We start from the raw sequence: 19,642 nt of genomic DNA on the forward strand, positions 1-19,642 counted from the left end.
AAACGAGTTAAACTAAAATGTCCTCTTCTTTGAGTTTAGGCGCGAACGTAATAATTTGTTTGTTATAACTGAAGGTCGCAGGCCCGTGTGTAGACTTAGTCGTGACTTTTTCGTCATCAAACTGAACTGTGACCCTAGTATGCGTTTGAACTAAAGACTCGACCGTATTAAGTTCTAGTTTGGCGTACAGTTCGAGTTCGATACGCTCTTTCTCTTCATTAAGTTTATCTATCACTTCAGTGTCAGCGCTGTTTAATGCTGCAAGTTCAGCGTTCTGCTCTTCTGTGCGTGATGACTTCGGAATCTTCTTCAACTCAATCTCACGACGAATCGACACCATTTTTTGTTCTTGAAGTGCCGTATATCGAGATTGTAGCTCCTCAAACTTTTCAGCATAGTGTTTGTAGTTTGCGAACGCCTCAATATAAGTGGCCGTATCACCCTCAACGCCAAGTTGGTTACAGATAACTTTGCCACCGACCTTAGCCTCACCACCACTAAGCGTACCTTGTTTCTTGTTTCCACCGGTGACCAGAAGATCACCGCTACAAGCGATGTCGTTATTCAAACTATGTACAGTAAACTGAACGTCCCCACGCGCCTTGATGGTGGAAAACTGAGCGTAGTTTGCGACAACATCACCACCAGACTCTATGTGGCAAGACTTAGGTTCGCCATCATCTACATTATGTCCGATGATGCCTTTTGCAATGGTTATATCGCCCTTTGCTTTAAGAGAAGCAGATTCGACGAAACCGCCTACAGTGATTGCCCCCGTCGCGGTCACTTCCATATTAGGTTCAACGTTTCCAGATATAACAACGCTACCTTTGAACTTGATGTGTCCAGTGGAAATATCAACTTTACTCAGACAAAGCGCTTCATCAATTTCAACGCCTGATGCTTTAATAACAGGCATTCCTGACATGGTAGAGAGTAACGTATTAGGATTGTCAGGCGAAAAGCGGGTTCCGGCCCCCGGCTTTAATGGCAAATCTTTCACTGGACGAGGTGGAATAATAGCCCCCGTGACGGTATATCCATTCTCACCTGGTTTAGCTGGAATGCGGCGCATCACTTGTTCGTTCTCACCAACAGTGACTACAGCTCCGAGATCTCGCATATCTACCTTGCCATTTGGTCCTGAAGCTTGAGGCTTCAATACCCTATCTTTAGGGTCGGCAACCAACGGAATAAACTGAGCATCTTTGCCCTCTTTTGGTCGCTTGCCTATTGCTACAGGCTGCGTGTAGCTTTCGCCACTTTTAAGTTGCTGACTCAACAGCAGCACCTTCTTCAGTGCTTTCTTATTAATGCCTTTTACGACACGTGCTTGAGTTAACGCAGAAATGATATCCGTTGGCGTCAATGCATCGCCACCATAAGCACCGTCAACCTTGATACTTGCCAACATATCTTGCTCACTGAGTATGACCTCAGCCGTTGCATTTTTAACTTGAGCAATTGTTATTCCAGAAAAAGCGTCGCCTTTAGCGGCTTGGGCAGATTTGATAAATTGAATGACCGAAGTCTCGTCGACAAAGAATGCTTCTGCATTTAACTCTTTTAATGCATTTCCTAGCAATGCGACTTCCAAAGCCAGCCCCTGCTCGTACTCTTTAGGTAACTGAGCAAAGACTTGTTTTTGATCTGATGAAAGGCTGAGTACACTTTTCCACATGATTGACGATCATTTCCTTATGCGATTTCACGCTCGCATGCAGAATGCGAATGTGATCATGCTTCAATAACTATCAATTATATTAGTGAAGTCTCACTACTGAGACTACATGAGTTTTCTAAAACTACGGGGGCGCTCACGGTAATTAGTTCAATAGTTTGAACGTCGTAGGAGAAACATTGTTCGGTATGTCCAGCAGTCATCAACAAGATATCGTCGATTTACACTGTAAAAATAGAGAGTCAATTTACACTGTAAAAGCATAGGCAGCTTTACAGTGTAAATCAGGGAAAGAGACTATTTACACTGTAAACGTTCAATGAGCTGCTTTAGTTTTTGACGAAAAGCCTGCTCTGTTTGTTTTCTTCCAGTAAAGCCAAAGTGCTTTGCAGCCCGCTCCCAACCCCATTCTTGAGCTATGACGGACACTACTAGCAAAGGAAGTTGCTCATTTATCCCTTGCTCATTACATTGAAGTAGTGGCAACAGAAACGGGCGAACTGTGTTGAAGGCATTGCCACCCTCTGCATAGTTAATGACGAGAGGATGGATGCTAGCAGGCTCTTCATGACTGATAGACTGAGATAACAACAAACTCGCCAACTCTGGAGAAAGCTCTTTGGCGGATGTACGTAGCCAGCAAGGTAAAGACCTACGGTACAGGTCATAAGCCTGCTCATACCATTCATGGCTTTGGTCAGAGATTGGAGAAACAAACGTCGCGCTGTAGGTACCGCTTGCCTTGTCTCGTGAGCTACCAAGGCGAACAGCAGAAAAATGGTTTTGACTCCAGAACTGAACAAGCTCATTCGTCGCACCAAATGTTGTTGCTAAATAATCAACATCTCTACATAGGCTTTCGCGTAATCGGGTCAACATTGAGCTGCCAATACCACGTCCTTGTAAAAGTGGGTGCACCGCTATTCGCATCACTCGAGCACAGCTTTGTAGTGCGGGAGCTTCCAGCGCCAAATGGTTGCACAATTCTACCGGTACGAGGTGACCTGCGGGACGAGATTTTCCTAGGTAGATGCGTTCAATGAGATCCCCGTCTAACTGCCCTTCTCTATTCACCAGTACGCTACCAACCACCAAATCTCGATGTTTAATGGTGTACAAACTCATGTTGGGGTTATTGAGTAACAGCATTAAGTCATTCGGAGAGGTTTGGTAATGAGCATTCACCAACAAAGCAAATGCACTCGACAATGTGGCTACCTCTTGCATTACCTTGCCTTTATTCAGTAGCTCCCAGTGAAATTCTGTCTCATGAATACTTTCGCCAGACAATGCATCCGGCAATTCGCTCAATTCGGCATTCAGCAAAAACGTCTCTTTTGACCAATGTTCTAATGGGTCATCTACATTCCAGCGAATAGGTTGACTCAAATGTAAGGTACGAGAACCTTTTCTGTTCTCCAATAGCCAAGGTAGAAACTTCAGACTGAACCCACGACCACAACCTTCATAGCCATAAATGGTGGTACTTATCACTACACGATGGTAGCAGTCGACAATCTGTTTAAGCATAGGAATTGGAATGGCGGCCGCTTCATCGACAAACAACAAATCACAACTTGGTAGCGTGTCTAGCAGTTCATCAGGTGCAATAAAGTTAAGCGTTACTGTCGAGCTATCGATATCGGACTTTTCTAACTCAGTTTCAAAATGAAAAATGGCGGAAGCTACAGCGGCTTTGTTTGGTGCGGTAATAATTACGTCTAGTGGTCTTATCGATGCAAGCCTCGCTGCAGCGATACCCAACGCGCTGCTTTTACCTCGGCCTCTATCGGCAGTCATGACAAATGGACGTTTACGATGTCCTGTCAGGACTTGTTGAACATGGTCAATTGCGAGTTCTTGCTCTATGTAAGGATTGGTTTTAGTGCCGGACTCAGCTTCTTCGGTACGCCAATATTCTGAGCTATTCTTCAAATCAGCACTGTCTTGCTCGATAACAGGCAGTTTTTCTAATCCTGATTGCAACCAAGTGTTCGCTGATAAATTGCCGCTTACTAAGATGATTAGCAAACCACCGCCGACCAGCGTCCCAACCACGGCATTAAAGCTGTTGGCATCGAAGTCACTACCACACTCGACAATGAGTAACTTGGAATCTCGGCCAAGGATACGCTTGCCTTGATTCGCTGGAAGACACGTGAAACCATCAATTGAGTGCTTTCCCATGTAGAAGCAGGACTCTGATTCAAGATTAGTTTTACTGACTAAAGTGGACACTAAGCTATTTTGCCAACTCCCCTCTCCTCTCAAGACAACAGTCGCGCGGTGATTAAGAGAGTTGGCAATATCAAGTTGGCTAACGAGCGCGTTCGACTGCGACTCTAGTAAAGATGTATTCGATTGGTTTAGCATAAACGCATCATAGTGGAAGACTTATATCAATATTAACATAAAAAAATACCCCGCTGATGCGAGGTATTTGCTATGCGAAACGCGCGATGTTTATTGCATTTTCTCTTTCAAGAACTCGAGAATTTCTTCCATGGTCTTGTCATCAACCTTTTTAAGATTGATCGCTAGATTTGGACCTTTTCTCGTGTAGCTAGCGCGACCTTTCACCAAGTCAATCTTGCTTACTTTTGCGCGCTTAGGTGGTGCAAGCTCATGCATCCAAGCCTCAAGAGTTTCGGAGACTTCCTTAGTAATGCGAGCGACACCTTGCGCTTGGCTATTCTGCCAAACGTAGCCTTCTGAATCCTGGCAACGTTCAATGAGTTTTACTTGGTTGTCTTTGTCTAACTCGCAGAACTGCTTGTGAAGACGAACAATGGTTGGACGCCCTAAGTCACTCACGTTTGGGTAAGCTTGCAATAGTGGTAACGGCAGATCTGCCGCCTTCAAAGCGCCACTGACTAACGCTTCACTGCACTGGAACATCTTAGCTAGCGCCTTTTGGTCTTCGGCTTCACCACTTTCCAATTTAGCCAGCATCTCTTTGCCTTTCTCGTAAAGAGACAGTGGCTTGTGCGCATTTGCTACGTCAGACAAGAACTTGGCATGTTCTGAGTTGATGTTTTCCGCAACGTAAATCAAAAACTCTTTTTGCGCCAGAATACACGACATACGACGACGGCTACCATCAAGAACCTCGATAGTACCATCAGCCTGACGACGACCAACTGCAGGGTATTGTTGTCCCTTTTCACGAAGCGTCGCCAAAACATCCGACAGAGCGTGCTCGTTCAAAAAAGATTGCTCACGCGCGTTCTCTTGAAAAACAAATGTCTTAGATTCAACCTGGTCAGCAGGAATACGGACCAGTTCAAACGACACAAGCTCTTCGCCCGCTACAGAAAGTTCAATAACTTGCGCCTGTTCTTTCGCTGCAGTTTGCGCTTCTTGAGGTGTGGTCGCGCGTCGTTTGTTGGCTTTGCCAAACAGTTTTGCATTTAGTTCTGAAGTTTTAATTGCCATTTGTCACGTTACCCTTGATTCAGTGAAGACCAGTTGCTGTGCAGTACTCGTTCTAACTCTAGTGCACTTTTTTGAACAGCGTCTTGAGCAACAGCCAAAGTTTTCTTGCCACCTTCGAAGTCAGATGCGGTTAAATCGAAAACCGTACTGTAGGTGTCAGCACAGGTTTCGAAAGCACGGCTTCGTGGAATCGTCGCCATCATCACCTGATCACCAAGGAGGTAGTTCATTTCCGTCAATACAGAGACTTGCTTTTTATTGTCGTCCTCAAACATCGTTGGCATCAGTCGAACGAACTCGAGACCTTTCCAATCTTCAGGGAACATCTCATAAACAGTCGGCAAATGTTGGAAGAAGTTAACCGTTGATGCCCAGTCAAGACGCTTTGCTGCACACGGAATAAGTAGTGCATTTGAAGCGTACATTGCATTCCAAACCAATGGGTCAACGTGAGGACCTGTATCTATCATGATGACGTCAAAGTCATCAGCAATTTTGTCGATTAGCTTTTCTTTTAATAGCTTAACGATATCTAGAGATTGGTTTTGAGACAAATTTTGCCACGCTTCAGCGTTGAACATTGCGTCTTCAGGGAAGGCAGAAACCGTCTTCAAATTCGGATACTGGGTTGGTAGTAGGACGTTACGACGTAAGAATTCGATGTCGATATCGGTCCCTTCAGGCACGTTTTCTAGCATAACATCAACGGCTGAGTAAATGTTCTCGTGATCCGCAACACTGATCTGAGGATTTAAAAACAAACGAAGTGACCCCTGAGGGTCCAGATCGATAAGACAAATTCGATAGCGTTTATCGAGATTAAGCGCCAAACAAGCTGCGAGATGTACCGCACTCATTGACTTACCTGTACCACCTTTCTGGTTTTGTACGTTGATAATCCACGGCTTATTGTTAACGCTCTGCTTGCGTTCATGAAACTTAGGCACGCCTGCTGCGTCCATAAGCATGTGCGCTTCTTGAAGAGAAATAGAGTAATGGTTGGCATTGTTTTTAGTAAACTGATGCCCCCCCTCTTCCATTTTACTGATTGCATCATCCAATTTTCGGCGAGTAAGTCCTGATCGTGTTTCCATCATTGCTTTTGACATCGCAGGGAAGTGGTCATCACTACGTTCTTCCAATACGATTTCAATACGATCAGCTTGAACTTGCTGAGTTTGCTCAGCAAGCTGGTAGAGATTATCTATTGTTTGTTCTCTTTTCATACCTAGTTCCAACCAAGTAACCTATTTATTTATGTACAGCAATATCGTACATTCTCATAAAAAAGCTGTCCATACATCTACTGAGATTATTTGCATTAATTTGACCAATATCTAGCTCTATGATGAATATTTGCGCAAAGTGTTTTCAAAAAGCACCAATTTCTACGCTTATAACTAGACTCAAACTCTATTACTTTAAAAGTGTTACCGCGTCACTCATTTACAATGTAAAGTAAACTCTTCTCGGAACGATACTAAAAGGCGGATAAATTACGGATAGTGTGACTTTGATTCATCCCAATGACCGTTATATCTCTATTTAAACGCGACCAACTTGGATTCGACGTTCCGCTTTGCATGCAATTCACCTACTCGGGAACGATGATCAAGGAAACACCATGATCATCGTTTCGGGAACAACGTTGATTGTGAAAGCATGATCAAGGGTAATAGTTGTTAAACGGCAAGCTAAACTAGAGTGCGGTTCAGATCAAAACTCTCGGAACAATGATCAAGAGACTAAACCTTCCGGAAGCATGTAAATATCTAGCTAAATTACGGCTCAAGTCCCACGAACACTGGGATCAATGCGGATTTAAGTAGCAAACCGCTGCAAAGCGATTCACATTGGCGAAAAATGGTCGGTTTCTTGATCATCGTTCCGTCTGTATGTAAAAGAGCCCCAGTGAGCGTATTTTCCTTGCGTCAAAAGCCAAGAGCAAAAACATGACTTTTTCTTGTTCTAAATGGCGAAGTCATAAGCAAAATGAGTCACCTTGATCATGCTTTCGTGGTAAATGGGTCCTATCTTGCCTAGATGTAAGGCATGATACACACATCTTTTCTACTTTTTCTGTGGATAACTTGTATCTAATTCTTGATCATCGATCCGCAGCAATGATGATCACGCTTTCTATACCGTCATGATCATTAATTCGATAGGCTTTGATCATGCTTTCAAAAAATGATGATCATCGTTTCGTTAATGCTATGATCATCTTTCCGAAGTGAGCTCTTCCCTATCTTTTATATATCAACTACTTACAAGACGAAAATCGTCCAGATCATATGATCACTTAATCATTTAAGATCACTTTAATCATTAAGATCAGTTTTTTATCTAACAATATAAATAGCGCTTTATTTATGATCTAAATTTCATTACTCTATGGAACAATGTCGATTTTACGGATAGTGTGATCTAGATCCAACCATGAGCAGTGAAGAAAAAATCCAGATCCGATCCCCTAGGGATCACAAAGGCGGACACCTTTTTGAAGTGACGGAAACCTCCGTTGATTGGATAGAACAATATCAGCACTTTAAAGGGGTGACCAAAAGCATTCTTGAGCTTTTGAATCTTATTTCACTGCGTGGTTTCAGTTCTAAAGACGGCTATGTATCAACAACCGAGTTAATTGATGCTACCGATGGAAAATTGACTCGAGCCGCCATTCAGCAACGCTTAAGAGCCGCAGTCAATATCGGACTGTTTAGCCAGCACGGTGTCAAATTTGAAGAAGGGTTAGCTGGAAAGACGATGCTGCATCGCTTTGTTAACCCAAATCAACTTGTGTCCGTTTTGGGCGCTACGAGTTTGGTCACCGAATCGGTGAAACAATCTGAAAAACAGAAGAAATCTAAAGCGTTAGCTCAAACTCAAGTGAACAAACGTTTGTTAAACGAACATGGTTTGTATACGCCACCAGCCATGCGTGACGAAGCAGACCAGTTCGTGGTATCGCCAACAAACTGGGCTGGTATTATCGACCAAGCGCTTGCACCACCTCGCACTCGCAAGAGTTATCAAAAATCCATGGTATCGATCTCAGGGACGAAAGCCGTTATTGAAACTCGCTCGTCAAAAAATATTATGACGGTCGATGATCTGATGACGCTGTTCGCGTTATTTACCCTAACAGTCCAATACCACGATCATCATCATGAAGAGTATCATTTGGACGCCAAACAGGTGCCCAATAAGACACCTTTGTATATCACAGACATACTGTCTCTGCGTGGCAAGAAGGACAGTGGCCCGGCTCGAGATTCTATTCGTGACAGTATTGATCGAATTGAATTTACAGACTTTCAATTACATGAGCTAACAGGCCGTTGGCTTAGTGAAAATATGCCTGAAGGCTTCAAAAGTGATCGTTTCCGATTTTTAGCAAGAACGATCACCGCCTCAGAAGAAGCGCCTCGTGAAGGTGCTGATGGTGAGATCAAGATCAAACCCAATCTCTACATTTTGGTATGGGAGCCATCGTTCTACGAAGAGCTTTTAACGAGAGACTATTTCTTCCTGTTCCCACCAGAGATCCTAAAACAGCATACCTTGGTCTTCCAGTTGTACTCGTACTTCCGTAGCCGTATGGCTCGTCGTCACACAGATTCTTTGCTTCTGTCTGATCTTAATCAGAAGCTAGCGAGGAATATCGAGTGGCGCCGTTTTTCGATGGATCTATTACGTGAACTAAAAAACCTGGCTGAGAGCGTGACGTCTCCGACTCAATTCGATGTCAATCTTTGGGGCTATCATCTGACATTAAGCTGTATGGATCCTGATGCCAAGTTACCTGACTATCAAGTTGATATTCGCTGTGACGTTGAAGAGGTACTGCGCTACTCTCGCGCCAGGACGACCAATGCCGGTAAACGCAATATGGCGCCTACTCTACCGAACCCACTGCGCAACGAGCTGGTCACACGCAAACAACTGGATGAACTGTCGACGATCATTGATGGCGAGTTTGAGCCGATCCAGCGTAAAGCGCCTTCCCCACGTGGGAATTTGGGACGTCGAGTGAAGCAAAGAAAGCATTTGGTTGAGATCAATGCTGACGAAATTACCATTACGTTATCCAAATATACCTCACCAGAGGCCCTAGAACGCGGTATAACGGCGTTGTCAGCTATGACAGGGCATTCTGTTGCATCTATCAAACAAGAGTGTTCTGAGCTCATGGAGAAGCTCGATTGGCTTCGTGTTGATGGCGATGTCATACCTTATGAAGTTCTAAGCCAGGTCGTTGAGCTGTATAACTCTCGACAAGAAAACAAACACCTGTCTATTGAGCGTCTCATTTCCGCGCTAGCAGTGCGCAAGAAGGTGTGTAAGCAAGTCTACGAGGGCCATATCGATGAGTCAGTGTTCCGAGTACTTGATGAGGTGTCCGTTTAATGACGGACACGCTCTGTAATATCTTTTTACATAGCATGCACGGATTTGTTGGTATTAACACATAACGCTGACAGTCCACTGACATAATGGCCAGGTTCGCTGGCTATTATTTATCCCGAATAGACAACCTTTTGTCCTTTCTAATGAAATAAGTAGATTGGCTCATATTGTTACATTCATTCTGATATATTTTTTGGCGAGTTCTTTTGGACTCGCTTTTTTTTGTCAAAAATTCGTCGATATGAATGCATGCGCATTTGGCTGTAAGCCAATACTGATAAGGGAAAGAGAGAGAAAAGTAGATCTCGATCAAGTTACTTTTTCGAGGCGGAATCCCCTAAATGTAATGCCACAAAAATCGAATTTCAAAGTTTATAAACTCCTTCCCGAGACTTCTGTTTAGAATTTCCATCCCAATCACATTCTGACTCAGTTTTTCTTAACAACAATTTTGTCGTTTGCTACAGATTAGGTGTCCAGACATGGTTCTTTCAGGAGGTAACAATGTCCATTAATTCAATCGACCATGACCAAATGACATCTATTACAAACAAGTGGGATCACTCTGAAGAGATACAAGAGGAAACCCGTCCTGCTAAACAAGCTAAATCAGCGGAAGCAAGACGTCGCATTGAAGCATTACGTGAAATCAGAGAAAGTGGTCTAACCCTCGAAGAAGCAAAAGAGTTGGGGTTAATTCACTAATCAGCGATACGCTGAGATGGAGTAAACAGTAGGGTGGCGTATGCCACCCTTAGTATTTTTTGCGCCTTGTATATCCTTCCTAAGCCGACAGCGGCTTTCATTTGAGTTTGAGACTCTAACGGTGATATATTCGGTAGCCTTGCCAACACTAACCGATGAAGAACCATGTCATACAATCTTTCACTGCTTCCCCCTTCAGAAAAAAACAAGGTAGAGCTAGATAAACAGGCTTCGTTTGTCGTTTGGCAAATGAGGGAAGCGAAAGCCGGTCCAGAAGCGATTCGCGAGCAGCTAGAACGAATCCAAGATGAGACTGAGAAGGCATGGTTTGAAGCGTGTGTCGACAAATACAAGAAGATGATGGGTGTGATGTAACAGTCCCATCGTGGCTTAGAATTGAATTGTGGCGACGATTTGCTAAAATCCTCCGCGTTAAATTGAATTAGAGAGAACATCCCAATGGGAAGAAGTTTTGAAGTGCGCAAAGCCTCGATGGCGAAGACACAAGGCGCAAAAATTAAAGTTTATTCCAAGTACGGTAAAGAGATTTACGTTGCTGCTAAAAACGGTGGTGCCGATCCTGAAATGAACTTATCGCTTAAGCACCTGATTGCTAAAGCAAAGAAAGATCAAGTTCCAGCACACGTTATTGATAAAGCGCTAGACAAAGCGAATGGCGGCGGCGGTGAAGATTACCAGCCAGCACGTTACGAAGGCTTTGGTCCTGGTGGTGTTAGCGTGATCGTTGACTGTCTAACAGACAACGGCAACCGTACGTTCCAAGATGTTCGTCAATGCTTTGTTAAAACTGGCGCGAAAATCGGTAGCCCAGGCACCGTTGCTCACATGTTTGATCACCAAGCGGTATTCCAATTCAAGGGTGATGATGAAGAGTCAGTACTTGAAGCGCTAATGATGGCAGACGTTGATGTTACTGACATTGAGCTTGAAGACGGCGTAATCACAGTATTCGCACCTAACACTGAGTTCTTCAAAGCGAAAACAGCGTTGAACGCAGAGTATCCAGATTTAACGCTAGACGTTGAAGAGATCACCTTCGTACCACAGACACATACGGCGATTGCTGGTGAAGATTCTGAGAAGTTTCAGAAGTTCCTAGACATGCTTGATGACTGTGATGATGTACAACAGGTCTATCATAACGCAGAGCAATAATTAGGTTTCACCCCTAATGAATGATTAATAAAGAGCCAACGTATGTTGGCTCTTTTTGGTATCGCTATCTTGGTCAAATTTCACAGCATCTCCCCTCTACCGAATGTGTTGTTGCTAACACTTTTATCAACTTCTTCTGCACCATGCGCAAGAAATTTCTTACTGTACTAATAGTCAGACAATAGGCTAATAAAGCGGAAAGCTACCTTAATAAAATGGACAGGATAAACACTATGATCAACGGTGGTCACAACGTGTTGGCTCGTCACGATCGCAAGCCAGCAATAGGTGTCATTTTGCCGATGTTGAGCGGTTTTTACATGGGAGAGATCACCAGTACCCTAAGAGCGTATGGTGCCGATAAGGGTGTAAACCTTATCTTTTACCGTGTAGGACACAAACGTGATTTTGATTTACCGTTCGCGTTAGACCATGTCGATGGCTTAATCATAGTACTGCATGCTGCCGCCAATTCTTTGGTAGAGCAAGCGGTGGCGAAGGGTATTCCTGTTGTCTCTGTAGCGGCTAGCTACGCTCCTTTGGCTGTAGAATCATTCTCGAGTGACCAAAAAAGTGGCGTATGCGCGCTGTATGACCACCTCGCATCTCTGGGGCATTCTAATATAGGGTTCTGCGGCGATTTGTCGGTTAATGACGTTAGAATGCGTTTTAAGGCGTTTCAGGCGCGAGCAGAATCGCATGGTAGGGTCATTGGACGTACGCAAATACTCAACGTGAGCAGTAACGCGCTGCAAGGTGGGCGTGAAGCCTATGAACGTTATTGGAATCAGGGGTCACCTTGTACGGCAATTATCTGTGCCACTGACCATATCGCGGTGGGTTTGATGGAGCGGCTTGGCGAAAATGGTATCTCGGTGCCTGAGCAAGTTGCCGTGGTTGGCATTGACAATATCTTCATGGGAGAGAGAACTGAGCCAAAGCTCACCACTGTGGATCAGCAATTAGAGCGTTTATCGATAGCGGCAGCAGAGCGACTAATGGCAAGAATTGCGGGCGCTTCCTACTCTAGTGACGTTTGCTCGATTGAGCAGTTAATGGTAGTTCGAGACTCTTGTGGTTCGGATTCTTCGTCAACTAACCCTGAGTTTGGTATACGAAAACAGCTACTTAGCCATACTGAGCGATCGCCAGCGGAGCTGCACGAGACCTTATACTCTCAAGGTCAATCCGGCTTTTCATCGATTGTGAATGCCAGCTGTTTATTTGATACCTCAGTGGCTTGGGCGGTTTGTGGTGTGAAGGCCAATTCAGAGAGTTGTATTACTGCCCACTCACACACCAATGGACGCCAGCTCTACCACTGTGAGCAGGGAATCCACTTCCCTACCGAAGCGTTTCCGCAGAGCTCTTTGTATACCTTTCCAGAAGCCTTCGTTATGACACTATTGTGTGTCACTGACAGGCATGATCGGCATACCGAAGTGATGGCGGTTGTTGAACCCATCGAAGAGACGCCAGATCTAGCGAAGATCTCTAGCTACAACAATTATTTGGATATGCTAGCGCTGTTTTTAGAGCGTGATCTTCTCCTGCACAGCTCACAGAGTCGAGCGCAAGTATCCACGGATCTGGCTAATCAATTACAAGTGGTTAGCCACTCTTCTAATGATGTGATTTGGGATTGGGATCTGATCTCTGATGAGCTGGTTTGGAGTAGTCGTTGGAATGATATTCTTAAGCTCAATGACGGAGACTCAACCACGTTGACCAGTCAGTGCTTTTTTGACTTGGTTCATCCGGATGATCTTGGCAAGCTTGAAAACCAACTCCTTGCCCATCTTGATAAAGAGACGCCATTCAAATCACAATTTCGACTGCGCAGAACCGACGGGGTCTACGTTTGGCTCTCTTCTACCGGGCGTGCCATTAAGGATAAATTTGGTCGTCCGGTGCGCTTTTTGGGGGCAATGACGGATATTACTGAGCAAAAACGATCGGCAGACAAGATTCGCCAGCTTGCCTACCATGATTCGCTCACAGGACTTGCGAATCGACGCATGATGACTGAGCGTTTGAAGGCGCATATTCGCGATAAGAATGAACAGCCGCTCGCTTTGATGTTGATGGATCTCAATCGCTTCAAGTTTGTGAATGATACCTACGGTCACGATGTTGGAGATGCGTTGTTGCTGCACGTATCAAAACAGCTCAATCAGGTGGTACGCAAGAATGACCTCATTGCCCGTTTTGGTGGTGATGAGTTTCTTTTGATGTGTGATGTCGAGACATCAGGTCAAGCCTTAGAGCTTGCTAGTCGCATACTTCGCGCGGTAGAGAAGCCGTTTTGTGTTGGAGATAATGAATTCAACACTCAGGGAAGCCTTGGTATTGCGTTCTATCCGTTTGATGCGGTCTCGGCTGAAGAGTTAGTCAAAAAGGCCGATATCGCTATGTATCGCGCTAAGCGCTCTAAGAGTCGCAAGGCGGCCCTTTACGATACCCAACTAGAGCGAGAGAGCCAGCAACTGCTGAGTGTCGAGCAGAAACTTCGACGCGTTCTGGCGAATGATAACCTCGAGGTTTGGTATCAGTCTATACATGATCAAGAGAGTGGGGCAGTGACTGGCTTAGAAGCGCTGGCGCGCTGGCAGGATGAGGATGGTGAATACGTTTCACCACAGCTGTTTATAGGTGTCGCAGAAGAGTCCGGGTTGATCGTGAAGCTCAGTGAGATCGTGTTGACCAAGGTGTGTGAAGATCTCGCCGATAAGCGCATAGACAGTGCGCTATCTGTCTCGATTAATATCAGTTCAAGCCTGTTGTCTCGCCCTCATTTTGCTATCGAGTTCGTACAAAAGATCTTTTCTTATGATCTCTCTCCGACACAGTTTACTGTAGAGATCACCGAAAGCATCGCCCTTAATGATTTTGAACAGTGTTTGCGTGCATTGAATGCGCTTAAGGCTGCAGGTGTGCGCATCTCGTTGGATGATTTTGGGACAGGCTATTCGTCTTTATCCATGCTCAAACAGTTACCACTTGATGAAGTAAAGATAGACCGCAGCTTTATTCGCGATTTGGGCAGTGATTTAGCCCACAATGCCTTAGTGGAGTCAGTAATCACCATGGCTCACGCATTTGGATACGATGTGGTTGCTGAAGGTGTGGAATGCGAGAAGCAATACGCGCGATTGAAAGAGATGAACTGCGATATGTATCAAGGGTATTGGTTTGCTAAGCCAAAACCTTTATCTGTAGTGAAAACAAAGCGCTTAAGCCACGCCATATAGACAAAATACGAAAGCATGATCAAGGAATTGCCTTGATCATGCTTTCTAGCCCTTGATGGTTTTAGGCTGGCAGCACCAAGCTGCGAATGCTCTTATCTTTGGCAGTACCGTCAGATTCAACAGCAGCGCGCAAGGCCAGGCTATCAGAAAACTCTTCACCCACGTTTCAGGCCAGTCGGCACTGAATCCCATTTTGTATCCCGAGATGATTCCCGACATCATCACTGCCATAGTCAATGAGGATAGTAGGGCGGTTAACCAAAACTGTTTTCTACTCATTATCTGTCTCCTTCGGTTGTCTTTTTGATGAGAAAAGTATAAACCTAGTCATATATAGAAAAAATACGGTTATTTAGGATTGTGGATTCCATATTTGGATACATTGATGATGTTTACTTATTCTGTAAGGTTGTAGAGGAAGGCTCTGTATTAAGAGCTGCCGCAAGCTTGGGCTTGCCTCAATCAACGGTATCAAGACGCATCACTTCTCTTGAGTCAAAGCTCGGCGTGCGCCTTCTAGAGAAGCGTGGGCGTGAGTTAGCTCCCACAGAACTAGGTCGAATGGCATTTGAACAGTTGAGTAGTGGAATTGAGCAAGTCGAGATAGGGCTGAACAATATTACCGAGAAAACGGATTTAGTGGCGGGTCACGTCCGGTTAGCGGTACCACATAGCTTTTACCACGCATTTATCGCACCTGTCGTCGAGGAATACTTGAAATCCTATCCCAAGGTGCATGTGGATCTCGCGTTAAACCACGATCAAGCCAAGCCTAAAACGGATCGAGAGCTCCTTATAACCTTTGACACTTCAGAAATGGATGAGTTGATAGCTAGACCTCTGTTTACAGCGAAGCACGGTTTCTTTGCGAGTAAAGAATACCTCCGTTCTAACCCAACTATTGATGATCTCGAAAAGCTCAAACGTGCCGACTGGCTGACGATCGATGATAGTCGCGAGATTGTTGTGTACCAACAAGGAAAAGAGGTAGATACCATAAACCTTAAACCACGATTGATCGTTAACGATATTCAGGCGCTGGTTGATTCAGTGAGTCGAGGTTTAGGCGTTGCATCATTGCCATTACGCCATGCGGCAGGCAACTCAAGTTTAATTCATATTCTACCTGAGTACTATCGTAGTGACCGCCAAGCCTTTTTGGTGTACAAAGATAGAAAATACCAACCTAAAGCCGTAAAAGCCTTGGTGGAAGCGATATTAGCGACCGCTCAAAATATGGATGCGGCGGTAAATCCAAACACAAGCAACAAGGAGCCGACATGAAAGTAAGTTTTATTGGACTGGGCGTTATGGGATACCCGATGGCAGGGCATCTAGTCAAAGCGGGTTTTGACGTCAGCGTTTTTAACCGTACGACAGAGAAAGCGCAGCGCTGGGCCAATGAATACGCAGGTCAATACGCAGAAACTGTTGCTGAGTGTGTGAAAGACGCAGATGTGGTCGCTGTTTGTGTCGGTAACGATGATGATGTGCGTCAGATGACGACCGCTGAGCAAGGTGCTATCGCGGCGATGAAGCAGGGCGCGATTCTTGTTGACCATACCACGACCTCTGCAAGCCTAGCCGAAGAGCTTGGTAAGGCGTGTGAGGAGGCTGGGATTCGCTTTATGGATGCGCCAGTATCCGGTGGACAAGCCGGTGCTGAGAATGGTGTGCTGACTATTATGTGTGGCGGTGATGAAGCCGTATTCAATGACTTACAATCTGTGTTTGATGCGTACGGGAAATCGTCAGTGTTGATGGGTACTGTTGGCCAAGGACAACGCGCTAAGATGGTAAACCAAGTGTGTATTGCTGGCGTGTTGACGGGTCTGTCCGAAGGTTTGTTGCTCGCTCAAAAAAGTGGACTTGATATTCCAGCCCTTGTCGATTGCTTAAAGAATGGTGCCGCAGGTTCTTGGCAGATGGAAAACCGTGCCAAGACCATGGACCAAGACAAATACGACTTTGGCTTTGCGATCGATTGGATGATAAAAGACCTGGGTTTCTGTTTAGATGAAGCGGAAAAGCAAGGCATAACGCTGCCGCTAACAGAGCAGTCCATTGAGCGCTATAAGCAATTGTCAGTAGATGGGGAAGGGCGCTCCGATACGTCTGTGCTCTTCAAAGCGGTACGACAAGACGCTGAAAAATAATCTTTACAGTGTAAATGGCGAGCGCTGAAGTTGCTCGCCACTTTTTGTTCTATTCGGCTTATTTTATCCGACAGCTGTCGCAGCGTTTCTTGCCGGTAAGAATGCCAGAAATTGTGTAGCGGTTTCTGGCAAACTTGATGTATATCCAATCACAAATCGGACGAAATAATGGCCAGCGCGTAAATGCGTACCAATGGCCGCGCCCGACCAAACTCCATGCTCGATACGTGACGTCTAACCCAAGCAGAAGCGCTCCATTTTTATCATAGGCATGCAGCCTTTCAGAGGCTGCAGCTTGGTCTATGTCGGGGTAGTCGAAAAACGCATCAGAGAAAATGTCCACCAGCTTGATAACGTCTTCACTGTCGTGTTTTTTAAGCGCTGTCATCTCTTTAACACACAGTGGGCATTGCCCATCATAGAACAGGGTCAGTTTGGTCGACATTGTCACCTCAGTAATTAGCTGTTTTCCTCTGATTTAATGTTTAGTACCTGTTTCCAGTTGTAATCGATCTCTTCAAAGGTTGCGATGCACTTGTCTTTTTGTTCATCACGATACTCATCTTCGATTTCATCGAGTAAGTCCTTGTGCGCATCAGGATCGCTGCCATAAACCAAACACAAAGTGGCAAAATAGCGCTGTAAATCAAAGCTGTGTTCACCTATGTACTCATAGAAATCGTAATAGTCAGGCCTGTCGTCTGATTCAAACGCGAACATATCGGCGGCGCTTATCGTCGCATTGGCTCCTTGGTCTACGAAGTTAAGCATGATGACCGCGGCAAAGTTGTCTACTGCATCTTCCTCTTTACCAAGAATCGGAATGCCTTGGTCGGCGACATAAGCATGTCCAGCCTCGTGCAAAAGAGTATGAAGCAAGGTATCTACTGCGCCATCTTTGGCTGGCTTTCCAAACCGCTTTTCGTAGTCGTTTTTAGTGAAATACTCGAGGGAGTCATTGTAAAACGCATACGGCATGTGAACGGTATGAGTAGAAGGGTCGTAAAGAGGGCCATCGTCGCCACCATAGCTAATTGTGAGCTCGCTATTGAACGGGAAGTAATGGTTTGATAAGTCTGCGACGAGTTCGTTTGCTCCGCTTTGCTCAATAGCTTGGCGAGCCGATTGCTCAGCGCTAGACTCAGGTTCCTCGTAATCAACGTTAATTTTTGCATTTGCAGAGGTTGCTGCCAGCAGAGACATTATTAGTGCAATAGAGGCTGTCCGTATCACTGTTGTTCACCTTATTATCTGTATTTATTAGTTAAATTAGTCGAACGTAGCGCATTGTGCTACTATGCCGCCTTAATCAGTGTAGTTACTCTTTTTATCTTAGACACATTATGTGTATTTAAGACCTCAAAACACCCAGTTATCAAATACATAGACTGGATTGTCAAAGTGCCGAAGCTTCCTCGGCAATCAAAAAGCAGTGGATAAAGAAAACAAGGCCGTTTGGTGATTTTGCTTTGATCGCCATCTATCCTATTTTTACTACACTAAAATATCGAATCGATACCTCATTACGGAAGATGAGCGATACAGCAAAAAAAGAGGTTATATGAACAACACCATCTCTGTTGGCACGTTAGAATCTTTTTTGATCGCAATCAGCGTTCTTTTTCTTGGGCACTTAATCAATAGTAAGTTGCCGGTTCTTCGCAAGTACAATATCCCAGAACCCATAGTCGGTGGCTTGATTGTCGCCATCATCATCACAGTACTGCACTTTAACGGCATCAATTTAGAGTTCTCTCTCCCACTGCAGAAAACCTTTATGTTGATGTTTTTTGCCACCGTTGGTTTGGCGGCAAACTACACACAGCTTATGAAAGGTGGTGCCAAAGTCTTTATATTCTTGGGTGTTGCGTCTGTCTATATCGTGATACAAAACAGTGTTGGCGTCGGTCTAGCCAGTTTGCTTGACTTAGAGCCTTTGATGGGACTGATAGCGGGCTCTATTACCCTTTCTGGTGGTCACGGTACGGGCGCTGCATGGTCGCAAACCATTACAGAAACGTACGGTATTGCCAACACTCTTGAGATTGCAATGGCATCGGCGACGTTTGGTTTAATTATCGGCGGTATTATTGGTAGCCCTGTGGCCCAAAGGCTGATTGATAAGAATGATTTTGAATCAGAATATGGCCGTGGTAACGATACACACGAGCGCTTCCCTGAGCTGGTAACTTATAACGAGTATGAACGCGACCGTGTTACCGCCAAGAAGGTGGTAGAAGTTCTATTTATCCTGCTCATTTGCGTAACAGGTGCGAAGTACCTGCATGAATGGGTCAGTACCTTTGAGATCTCTTGGTTGATGATTCCAGATTTCGTTTACGCGCTGTTTATTGGTGTCTTCATCACAAACATCTGTGAGGTGACTAAGAGTTATAAAGTGGATGCTGAAACGGTGGATATTCTAGGTACGGTTTCTTTGTCGCTCTTCTTAGCAATGGCACTTATGAGTCTGCAACTGTGGAATATTTTTGACCTTGCAATTCCTTTCCTTGTCATCCTTGGCGTGCAGTCTATCGTTCTTGCTTTCTTCGCTTACTACGTAACATTTAGGGTAATGGGCAAGAACTACGACGGAGCGGTCATTGCTGGCGGTCATTGTGGTTTCGGGCTTGGCGCAACGCCAACAGCCGTAATGAACATGGGTTCAATTGTGAATCGATTTGGTCCTTCACCGCAGGCGTTCATGGTGGTCCCAATCGTTGGTGCGTTCTTTATCGATATCGTAAACCTTATCATCCTCCAAGGGTTTATAACCGTCATCGGCTAACCTCAACCAAAGTTGTATAAAGTCTCGTTTTAACGAGACT

15 protein-coding genes are annotated in these 19,642 nt (G+C 44.9%); 8 read left to right on the forward strand and 7 right to left on the reverse strand.

The features are described 5' to 3' along the window. Positions 1 to 7 precede the first annotated feature (7 nt). The 4 genes from AC6I8U_RS21150 to AC6I8U_RS21165 form a co-directional block, all read right to left on the reverse strand. Positions 8 to 1,681, reverse strand: a complete 1,674-nt coding sequence (locus AC6I8U_RS21150; protein ID WP_498018414.1) for a flagellar assembly protein A — start codon at positions 1,679 to 1,681, stop codon at positions 8 to 10. A 297-nt stretch (positions 1,682 to 1,978) separates the two neighbouring features. Continuing rightward, complete coding sequence (locus AC6I8U_RS21155; RefSeq protein WP_498018415.1) at positions 1,979 to 4,054, reverse strand: tRNA(Met) cytidine acetyltransferase TmcA domain-containing protein; 2,076 nt, start codon at positions 4,052 to 4,054, stop codon at positions 1,979 to 1,981. 90 nt (positions 4,055 to 4,144) lie between these two features. Further along, positions 4,145 to 5,116 carry a ParB/RepB/Spo0J family partition protein gene (locus AC6I8U_RS21160; RefSeq protein WP_252015966.1) on the reverse strand — a complete coding sequence of 324 codons (972 nt, stop codon included), beginning with the start codon at positions 5,114 to 5,116 and terminating at the stop codon, positions 4,145 to 4,147. 8 nt (positions 5,117 to 5,124) lie between these two features. Next, a complete protein-coding gene (locus AC6I8U_RS21165) occupies positions 5,125 to 6,342 on the reverse strand; it encodes an AAA family ATPase (RefSeq protein WP_498018416.1) in 1,218 nt (405 codons plus the stop codon). Between the two features lie 1,213 nt (positions 6,343 to 7,555). Between AC6I8U_RS21165 and AC6I8U_RS21170 the strand changes: the two genes are divergently transcribed. The 5 genes from AC6I8U_RS21170 (at position 7,556) to AC6I8U_RS21190 (ending at position 14,658) form a co-directional block, all read left to right on the forward strand. Beyond that, entirely contained in the window at positions 7,556 to 9,526 is a 1,971-nt protein-coding gene (locus tag AC6I8U_RS21170; protein ID WP_234497624.1) for a replication initiator protein RctB domain-containing protein, read from the forward strand. A 504-nt stretch (positions 9,527 to 10,030) separates the two neighbouring features. Then, entirely contained in the window at positions 10,031 to 10,231 is a 201-nt protein-coding gene (locus AC6I8U_RS21175) for a PA3496 family putative envelope integrity protein (RefSeq protein WP_042474993.1), read from the forward strand. 165 nt (positions 10,232 to 10,396) lie between these two features. Continuing rightward, on the forward strand, positions 10,397 to 10,606 hold the full coding sequence (locus AC6I8U_RS21180) for a DUF3283 family protein (RefSeq protein ID WP_042474997.1): 210 nt from the start codon (positions 10,397 to 10,399) through the stop codon (positions 10,604 to 10,606). Between the two features lie 84 nt (positions 10,607 to 10,690). Continuing rightward, positions 10,691 to 11,407 carry a YebC/PmpR family DNA-binding transcriptional regulator gene (locus AC6I8U_RS21185; protein ID WP_234497625.1) on the forward strand — a complete coding sequence of 239 codons (717 nt, stop codon included), beginning with the start codon at positions 10,691 to 10,693 and terminating at the stop codon, positions 11,405 to 11,407. Positions 11,408 to 11,640: 233 nt separating this feature from the next. After that, positions 11,641 to 14,658 carry an EAL domain-containing protein gene (locus AC6I8U_RS21190; RefSeq protein ID WP_498018417.1) on the forward strand — a complete coding sequence of 1,006 codons (3,018 nt, stop codon included), beginning with the start codon at positions 11,641 to 11,643 and terminating at the stop codon, positions 14,656 to 14,658. Positions 14,659 to 14,703: 45 nt separating this feature from the next. Here the strand turns inward: AC6I8U_RS21190 and AC6I8U_RS21195 are convergent, their stop codons facing one another. Next, positions 14,704 to 14,937: a DUF2798 domain-containing protein gene (locus AC6I8U_RS21195; RefSeq protein ID WP_042475004.1), complete on the reverse strand. Its 234-nt coding sequence runs from the start codon at positions 14,935 to 14,937 to the stop codon at positions 14,704 to 14,706. Between the two features lie 81 nt (positions 14,938 to 15,018). Here AC6I8U_RS21195 and AC6I8U_RS21200 point away from each other — a divergent pair, with 81 nt between their 5' ends. Continuing rightward, on the forward strand, positions 15,019 to 15,942 hold the full coding sequence (locus tag AC6I8U_RS21200; RefSeq protein ID WP_498018418.1) for a LysR family transcriptional regulator: 924 nt from the start codon (positions 15,019 to 15,021) through the stop codon (positions 15,940 to 15,942). Then, entirely contained in the window at positions 15,939 to 16,814 is an 876-nt protein-coding gene (locus AC6I8U_RS21205; protein WP_498018419.1) for an NAD(P)-dependent oxidoreductase, read from the forward strand. The genes AC6I8U_RS21200 and AC6I8U_RS21205 overlap by 4 nt, the downstream gene beginning before the upstream one ends. 58 nt (positions 16,815 to 16,872) lie before the next feature. On the opposite strand, the gene AC6I8U_RS21210 is transcribed toward AC6I8U_RS21205, so the two are convergent. Together AC6I8U_RS21210 and AC6I8U_RS21215 are read right to left on the reverse strand one after the other, a co-directional pair. Then, positions 16,873 to 17,259, reverse strand: coding sequence for a thiol-disulfide oxidoreductase DCC family protein (locus AC6I8U_RS21210; RefSeq protein WP_498018420.1), 387 nt, complete (start codon positions 17,257 to 17,259; stop codon positions 16,873 to 16,875). Positions 17,260 to 17,273: 14 nt separating this feature from the next. Then, positions 17,274 to 18,017: a DUF4344 domain-containing metallopeptidase gene (locus AC6I8U_RS21215; RefSeq protein ID WP_498019615.1), complete on the reverse strand. Its 744-nt coding sequence runs from the start codon at positions 18,015 to 18,017 to the stop codon at positions 17,274 to 17,276. 358 nt (positions 18,018 to 18,375) lie between these two features. On the opposite strand from AC6I8U_RS21215, the gene gltS reads away from it, so the two are divergent. Beyond that, on the forward strand, positions 18,376 to 19,602 hold the full coding sequence (gene gltS / locus AC6I8U_RS21220) for a sodium/glutamate symporter (RefSeq protein ID WP_498018421.1): 1,227 nt from the start codon (positions 18,376 to 18,378) through the stop codon (positions 19,600 to 19,602). Positions 19,603 to 19,642 lie beyond the last annotated feature (40 nt).

Source organism: Vibrio sp. KUL80, assembly GCF_059725495.1.

Coding starts and splice junctions, on each gene's coding strand:
- AC6I8U_RS21190 (WP_498018417.1), top strand. CDS start 11,641: ATGATCAACGGTGGTCACAACGTGTTGGCTCGTCACGATCGCAAGCCA.
- AC6I8U_RS21160 (WP_252015966.1), bottom strand. CDS start 5,116: ATGGCAATTAAAACTTCAGAACTAAATGCAAAACTGTTTGGCAAAGCC.
- AC6I8U_RS21150 (WP_498018414.1), bottom strand. CDS start 1,681: ATGTGGAAAAGTGTACTCAGCCTTTCATCAGATCAAAAACAAGTCTTT.
- AC6I8U_RS21210 (WP_498018420.1), bottom strand. CDS start 17,259: ATGTCGACCAAACTGACCCTGTTCTATGATGGGCAATGCCCACTGTGT.
- AC6I8U_RS21185 (WP_234497625.1), top strand. CDS start 10,691: ATGGGAAGAAGTTTTGAAGTGCGCAAAGCCTCGATGGCGAAGACACAA.
- AC6I8U_RS21180 (WP_042474997.1), top strand. CDS start 10,397: ATGTCATACAATCTTTCACTGCTTCCCCCTTCAGAAAAAAACAAGGTA.
- AC6I8U_RS21170 (WP_234497624.1), top strand. CDS start 7,556: ATGAGCAGTGAAGAAAAAATCCAGATCCGATCCCCTAGGGATCACAAA.
- AC6I8U_RS21175 (WP_042474993.1), top strand. CDS start 10,031: ATGTCCATTAATTCAATCGACCATGACCAAATGACATCTATTACAAAC.
- AC6I8U_RS21205 (WP_498018419.1), top strand. CDS start 15,939: ATGAAAGTAAGTTTTATTGGACTGGGCGTTATGGGATACCCGATGGCA.
- AC6I8U_RS21195 (WP_042475004.1), bottom strand. CDS start 14,937: ATGAGTAGAAAACAGTTTTGGTTAACCGCCCTACTATCCTCATTGACT.
- gltS (WP_498018421.1), top strand. CDS start 18,376: ATGAACAACACCATCTCTGTTGGCACGTTAGAATCTTTTTTGATCGCA.
- AC6I8U_RS21155 (WP_498018415.1), bottom strand. CDS start 4,054: ATGCTAAACCAATCGAATACATCTTTACTAGAGTCGCAGTCGAACGCG.
- AC6I8U_RS21165 (WP_498018416.1), bottom strand. CDS start 6,342: ATGAAAAGAGAACAAACAATAGATAATCTCTACCAGCTTGCTGAGCAA.
- AC6I8U_RS21215 (WP_498019615.1), bottom strand. CDS start 18,017: ATGTCTCTGCTGGCAGCAACCTCTGCAAATGCAAAAATTAACGTTGAT.